The following is a 6325-nucleotide window of genomic DNA, read 5'->3' as shown; positions in this document are numbered from 1 at the left end:
GTGCACACTCTCGCCCCCTCCCCCCCCTCCCTCCCCCCCTCCCCCCCCCCCTCCTCCCCCCCCCCCCCCCCCCCCCCCCCCCCCCGGCCCCGGGTACGGAGCCGGCTGCAACGCCACCACCCGCACCTCAGCGGCAGCCCCCACACTGCGGTGTCACAAGGCCAGTGGCAAAGGCTCCTGCGTCGGCAAGGGGTTGCGCAGCAGGGTTCGACCTGCTGCCCGCTCGACCCGTCACGGACGCCGCCGGGCGTTGAGCCGGGCGGCCTGGCGCGTCAGGTGGTCGCGCTCGGCAAGGTTGGGCGCCTGGTGGGCCGCCTCCGCGTACAGCCGTGCCGCCGTCGTCAGGTCGCCGTCGCGCTCGTGGAGGTACGCGGCCACCGCGGTGTGGCGGGGCAGTGAGTCGTCCAGCGCCGCGAGCGCCGCCAGCCCGGCGCGCGGTCCGTCCGCCTCCCCGACGGCGACCGCGCGGTTGAGGCGGACGACCGGGCTGTCGGTCAGGCGCGTGAGCTCGTCGTACCACTCGAGGATCTGCACCCAGTCGGTCTCCGCGGCGCTCGGCGCGTCGGCGTGGAGTGCCGCGATCGCGGCCTGGGCCTGGAACTCGCCCAGCCGGTCGCGGGCGAGGGCCGCCTGCAGGATCCGGACGCCCTCGGCGATCAACGCGGTGTCCCACCGGCCGCGGTCCTGATCGGCGAGCGGCACCAGGCTGCCGTCCGGGCCGGTCCGGGTGGCGCGCCGGGCGTGGTGGAGCAGCATGAGGGCGAGCAGTCCCGCCACCTCGGGGTGGTCGATCGCGGCCGCGAGCTGCCGGGTGAGCCGGATGGCCTCGGCGGCGAGGTCGACGTCGCCCGAGTAGCCCTCGTTGAAGACCAGGTAGAGGACGCGCAGCACGGTGGCGACATCGCCGGGCCGATCGAATCGCACGCCCGAGACGGTGCGCTTGGCGCGGCTGATGCGCTGCGCCATGGTCGCCTCGGGCACCAGGTAGGCCTGGGCGATCTGGCGGGTGGTCAGACCGCCGACGGCGCGCAGTGTGAGCGCGACCGCGGACGACGGCGTCAGTGACGGGTGGGCGCAGAGGAAGTAGAGCTGGAGTGTGTCGTCCACCGCGGGCGCGGGCCCGGGCGCCGGCTCCTCCTCGACGCGGTCCTCACGCCGTCGGCGTGAGGCGTCCGCCCGGGCCGCGTCGAGGAACCGGCGCCAGGCCACGGTGACCAGCCAGCCCTTCGCATCGCGCGGAGGGTCGACCGGCCAGACGCGGACCGCCTCGACCAGCGCGTCCTGCACGGCGTCCTCGGCCGCCGCGAAGTCGGCTCCGCGGCGGACGAGGACGGCGAGGACGCCGGGCGTGAGGCTCCGGAGCAGGACCTCGTCCATCTGGGACGTCATTCCGTGATGGTGGGGTGACAGCCGAGGAACGGGCGCAGCTCGAGCCACTCGTGGATCGGCTTCCCGCCCGCCCCGGGGGCGGCCGACAGCTCCCCGGCCAGCTCGACGGCGCGCTCGTGGCTGTCGACGTCGATCACCATCCAGCCGGCGATGAGGTCCTTGGTCTCGGCGAACGGGCCGTCGGTGACCGGCGGGCGCCCCTCACCGTCGTACCGGACGAAGGTTCCCTCGGGGGCGAGCGCCTGACTGTCGACGAATTCGCCGGTCCCCTCGAGCCGGGCCGCGAAGTCGTTCATGTATTGCACGTGCGCCGAGATCTCCTCGGGCGTCCACTGGTCCATGGGCACGTCGTTGACCGGAGCCGGGGCGCCGCGGTAGTGCTTGAGCAGCAAGTACTTGGCCATGGTGTTACTCCTCGGTGCTGGTGCGACCCATTGTGGTCGCCTTCACTCCGGGGACGGAGCCGGCCACGGGTTCTCGACACGGCCACCCGATGTTTTTCCACTCTCGTACATGAGCCAGGGTGAGCCGACCGTCCCCAGGGCGGAATCCTCGCTGCCGCACGGGGCGGATTGCGGCGCGACACCCTCGGGGGGTCCGGGCGTCGTGGGCCCCGGGTCCGAGCCGCTGCCGAATGGCGCAAAAGGCACTGGTTAAGATCATGGTTTTGGTCCAACGAGGGGAAACCATGCGGAAGATCGTCACGGGTACGGCTCTGGTGCTGGCCGCCGGGCTGCTGGCCGGATGCGGGAGCGGCGGGGGCAAGTCCGAGGAGGCAAAGGGCTCGACGGCCCCGGACAAGGCCGCCGCCACCGCGAGCAGCAGCCCGTCGGGCTCCGGCAAGCCGGCCTCGGGCGGTGGAGAGGTCAGCCACGAGGTGACCCTGGAGGTGCTCGGCTCCGGACCCGCGCAGATCTACTACAACCTGGCGTCCAACAAGGGCGAACAGGTGACGCTGCCGTGGAAGAAGACGGAGACGATCACCTTCACCACCGAAGCCGAGAAGCGCATCGGCACGACGGTCTCCGTGGTGCCCGGTTCGGTGCAGGCCGCCGACGGCATGCTCAAGCCGGCGTCGTGCGTCATCACCGTCGACGGGAAGAAGGTCGCCGACAACCAGGACGGCAAGACGCCCATGTGCAGCTACCGCCTGAAGTGACCGCGACACCGGCCCCGGGCCGCGCCGCTCAGACGATCTAACCGGGGCTCCCCGGCATCCTGCGGCGCCGACGATGTCCAGGCTGCGACGGCCCGGTGCAGGGCATGGCTGAGGGGAGTCACCCACGGTGACTCCCCTTGTGCCGCAGCTGACGCCTCGGGGTGGGCGGGGCGTGAGGACAGCAAGAGCGCGGGGCCGCCGAGGCCCGCCGTACCGGCCTCTATTGCGGCTTCGGGCCCTTCATCAGCTTGCTGAGCTCTTCCAGGGAGCCTTCCTTCATGCCCCGGACGTAGTCCCAGCCGTTGTGGTCGCCGCCCTGGATCTCGTGGATCGTGACTTTGATCGGGCCCTTGCCGAACTGCTGCTGGAACTTCTCCATCCGGTCGCGGCCGCCCTCTTTGGTGCCGTACTGGAAGAAGACGTTCACCTCGGGGCCCTTGTTGCCGATCAGCTTCGGGGCGAGCTTCTCGGGGTTGTTCGCGTCCATTTCCGCCTGGTGGCCCTTCCAGAGCGGCGAGTCGGGGACGATCTCGCCGCCGTTGGCTATGACGGCCCGGAAGCGGTCCGGCTTCTGCAGGAGCTGCTTGAGGCCGACGAAGGCGCCGGAGGAGTTGCCCATGAAGGCCCAGCCGTCGCGGGACTTGTACGTACGGAAGTTGGCCCGGGCGAGGTCGGGTACGTCCTCGCCGATCCAGGTGCCCATCTTGGCCTGGCCGGGGATGTCGGAGCCGTCGTAGTAGTACTTGGCGTCCGGGTTCAGGATCGGCATGACCAGGATGAACGGGAGGCTCTTGCCGGCCGCGGCGCCCTCGGCGACGGCCTTCTGGAGGCCCAGCTGCGGCATGGTCGCCCAGTAGTTGTCGGCGTTCCCGTTGCCTCCGGGTAGCGCGATCATGACCGGGAAGGCGCTCTTCGCGTACTCCGGGCGGTCGTACTCCTTGGGCGTCCACACCCAGACGCTGCCCTCGAAGCCGGACTTGGGGCCCTTCACGCGGGCCTTGGATATCCGGGTGCCGTCGTCGAGTTTGACCGTCTGCTTGAAGTCGGTGAACGGACCGGCGGGGAGGGACGCGTCCGGGTCCGCGCTCGGCGCTGCCGCCTGTTTCCCGCCGCCGGTCTCCTTGTCCTTGCCCTTGTCCGCTCCGGTGGAGGGCTTCGCGTAGCTGACGGTCTCCCCGTTCCCGTCGAACCAGTCCGTCTTCCAGTAGATCAACCCGGCGCCGGCGCCGGCGAGCAGGGCCACGACCACCGCGGAGCCGATCCACACCTTCTTGCGGGATCGCCTGGGCTGCTGCGGCTGCGGCTGCGGGTACACGTGCACGAAGTTCGCTCCGAACGGTGCGGCTGCCCTCGGGCGGGCAGAACGGGTGGGTCCTCCTCTCTGGATGTGTTTCTCGGCCGCAAGGTTGCAAAAATATGCAACAAATGTCGTTTAGGTTTCAATTGAGTGTGCCCCCGTTGCCGCCCGCTGGGCGATCCTTGCCGACCCCGAAGGACCGCCGCCCAACTCCGCCAAGGGGCCGCCGCACGCCCTCAACCCGTCGGAGGGCGACCCGGCCCTCGTGCCGAGTCAGGCGGACCGAGTGGTTCCGGACAGGTTTTGCGCACCGTGCGTGATGTTCCGGCCGACGATCGGAGTGGCAGGAGGTGCCAGGGCCGGGTGCTGGCGAAATATGGTCCATGGGCCGCCTGGCTGGTAATCAACCCATCTGCACCGTTCAACTCCTTTTGCGGGACGTGCGGGCTGATCCCTACGCTACGGTAACTTCGCTGTCTGTAACGGGGATGTCCCATGGAGAACGCGAAGTATGAACACCAGCAACACCAGCAACACCAGCACACTGAATCGCCACAGCCGGTTAGAGGCCCTGGGGGCCCACGTACCCGAGACCGTGGTGACCACTCGCGAGCTGACCGAGGGGATATCCGCCGTCCGTGACGCGGACCTCCAGCGGATCACCGGAGTCGCCGAGCGCCGGGTGTACGACCCGGATCCGGCAGCCGCCGAGAACTCCTTCTCGATGGCCCTGTCCGCCGCGCGGGACTGCCTCGCCGCCTCCCGCTACGAGGCCGCCGACCTCGACGTCGTCATATCGGCCTCGATCACCCGGTTCACGGACGGCGGCCGCTTCACCTTCGAACCGTCCTTCGCCGCGCTGCTCGCCCGCGAGCTGGGCGCGCGACAGGCCGTCCACTTCGACGTGTCCAACGCCTGCGCCGGCATGATGACCGGCGTGTACCTGCTCGACCGCATGATCCGCTCCGGCGCGGTACGCAACGGCCTGGTCGTCAGCGGTGAGCAGGCCACCGCCGTCGCCGAGACGGCGGCCCGCGAGGTCAGCGACTCCTACGACCCGCAGTTCGCCTCGCTCTCCGTCGGCGACTCGGCGGCCGCCGTCGTCCTGGACACCGCCACCGACGAGGCCGACCGGATCCACTACGTGGAACTGATGACCTGCTCCGAGTACTCGCACCTGTGCATGGGAATGCCGAGCGACCGCAGCCAGGGCATCGCCCTCTACACGGACAACAAGAAGATGCACAACCGCGACCGGCTCAAACTGTGGCCGCGGTTCCACCGGGACCTCCTGGCCAAGCAGGGCCGGGAGTTCGCCGACGAGGCGTTCGACTACGTCATCCAGCACCAGGTCGGCACCCGCTTCATCGACTACGTGAACCAGACCGCCGAGGCGGAGTTCGAGGTCCCCATGCCCACCTCCCTCGCGGTCGTCGAGCAGTACGGCAACACCGCCACCACGTCCCACTTCCTGACGCTGCGCGAGCACCTGCGGGCCGGCACCGCCCGCCCCGGATCCCGGTTCCTCATGGTCCCCGCCGCCTCCGGCGTGGTGACCGGCGCCCTGTCGGCCACGATCACGAACATGGGGGTCTGAGCCATGGGAATGGTCATCGCCGCAGCCCACACCGCCACGCACCACGGCACCGGACCCGCCTCCGCCGTCGAACTCGCGAGCCGCGCCGCCCGCGCCTGCCTGTCGCAGGCGCAGGTCTCCCCGTCATCCGTCGGCGTCCTCATCAACGTGGGCGTCTACCGGGAGTTCAACACCTTCGAGCCGGCCCTCGCGGCCCTGGTCCAGAAGGAGGTCGGCATCAACCTGGACTACATCGCCGACCCGGCCCCCGCCGCCGGCTTCTCCTTCGACCTCATGAACGGTTCCTGCGGGGTCCTCAACGCCGTACAGCTCGCCCAGAGCCTCCTCGACACCGGCAGCGCCGAACGCGTCCTGATCACCGCTGCCGACGTGCACCCCGGCGGCGACGCCCGCCGCGACCCCGACTACCCGTACGCGGACCTGGCCGGCGCCTTCCTCCTCCAGCGCAGCGCCGACCCCGACGCCGGGTTCGGCCCCGTGTCCGTGTACGCGGGCGACGGGCCCAGCGACACCGAGGGGTACCTCGACACCGCGGCCATGGGCAGCGACGGCCGCTCCCGGATCACGGTCCGCCGTACGGAGGGGCACGGAGCGCGGCGAAGCGAACTCGCCGCTGCCTGCACCGTCGAGTACGCCCGCGAGCACGGCATCGACCTGGACCGCACCTTCGTGGTCGGCCCGAGCACAGGGGAGCCACCGAGCACCGCTGAGGCCATCGGCGCCGGAGAGCCACACACCGCGGCGCCGATCCTCGGCTACCTCCGGGCCCTGGCCGCCCCGCGCCCCGAGGACTGCGACCGGCTCCTCATGGTCGCCGCCGGCGCCGGCCCCAGCGCCGCCTGCGCCTCCTACCGGCCCGAAGGCTGGTGACGTGACGCCATGA

Annotated in this window: 6 protein-coding genes; 3 read left to right on the top strand and 3 right to left on the bottom strand. The window is 70.7% G+C overall.

All coding sequences use genetic code 11. The annotated features are described in order from the left end of the window. Positions 1-231 precede the first annotated feature (231 nt). Entirely contained in the window at positions 232-1377 is a 1146-nt protein-coding gene (locus tag ACZ49B_RS22650) for an RNA polymerase sigma factor (RefSeq protein ID WP_468308710.1), read from the bottom strand. An 8-nt stretch (positions 1378-1385) separates the two neighbouring features. Then, a complete protein-coding gene (locus ACZ49B_RS22645) occupies positions 1386-1793 on the bottom strand; it encodes a YciI family protein (RefSeq protein WP_468308683.1) in 408 nt (135 codons plus the stop codon). A gap of 284 nt (positions 1794-2077) precedes the next feature. On the opposite strand from ACZ49B_RS22645, the gene ACZ49B_RS22640 reads away from it, so the two are divergent. After that, positions 2078-2548 (top strand): hypothetical protein, encoded by a 471-nt coding sequence (locus ACZ49B_RS22640; RefSeq protein ID WP_468308680.1) that lies wholly within the window; start codon positions 2078-2080, stop codon positions 2546-2548. Between the two features lie 220 nt (positions 2549-2768). Here ACZ49B_RS22640 and ACZ49B_RS22635 read toward each other — a convergent pair whose 3' ends face one another. After that, positions 2769-3869: an alpha/beta hydrolase gene (locus tag ACZ49B_RS22635; RefSeq protein ID WP_468308679.1), complete on the bottom strand. Its 1101-nt coding sequence runs from the start codon at positions 3867-3869 to the stop codon at positions 2769-2771. 487 nt (positions 3870-4356) lie between these two features. Here ACZ49B_RS22635 and ACZ49B_RS22630 point away from each other — a divergent pair, with 487 nt between their 5' ends. Both ACZ49B_RS22630 and ACZ49B_RS22625 read left to right on the top strand, forming a co-directional pair. Further along, positions 4357-5442 carry a 3-oxoacyl-ACP synthase III family protein gene (locus tag ACZ49B_RS22630; RefSeq protein ID WP_468308677.1) on the top strand — a complete coding sequence of 362 codons (1086 nt, stop codon included), beginning with the start codon at positions 4357-4359 and terminating at the stop codon, positions 5440-5442. 3 nt (positions 5443-5445) lie between these two features. Further along, positions 5446-6312, top strand: coding sequence for a hypothetical protein (locus ACZ49B_RS22625; RefSeq protein ID WP_468308675.1), 867 nt, complete (start codon positions 5446-5448; stop codon positions 6310-6312). The last annotated feature ends 13 nt before the right edge of the window (positions 6313-6325 follow it).

Source organism: Streptomyces sp. NPDC031132, from assembly GCF_055570595.1.
This window is presented reverse-complemented; position numbering and strand designations above follow the sequence as displayed.

What these genes read in the sequence shown, in the direction of transcription:
- ACZ49B_RS22650 (WP_468308710.1), bottom strand. Translation starts at nt 1,377, where the DNA reads ATGGACGAGGTCCTGCTCCGGAGCCTCACGCCCGGCGTCCTCGCCGTC.
- ACZ49B_RS22645 (WP_468308683.1), bottom strand. Translation starts at nt 1,793, where the DNA reads ATGGCCAAGTACTTGCTGCTCAAGCACTACCGCGGCGCCCCGGCTCCG.
- ACZ49B_RS22640 (WP_468308680.1), top strand. Translation starts at nt 2,078, where the DNA reads ATGCGGAAGATCGTCACGGGTACGGCTCTGGTGCTGGCCGCCGGGCTG.
- ACZ49B_RS22630 (WP_468308677.1), top strand. Translation starts at nt 4,357, where the DNA reads ATGAACACCAGCAACACCAGCAACACCAGCACACTGAATCGCCACAGC.
- ACZ49B_RS22625 (WP_468308675.1), top strand. Translation starts at nt 5,446, where the DNA reads ATGGGAATGGTCATCGCCGCAGCCCACACCGCCACGCACCACGGCACC.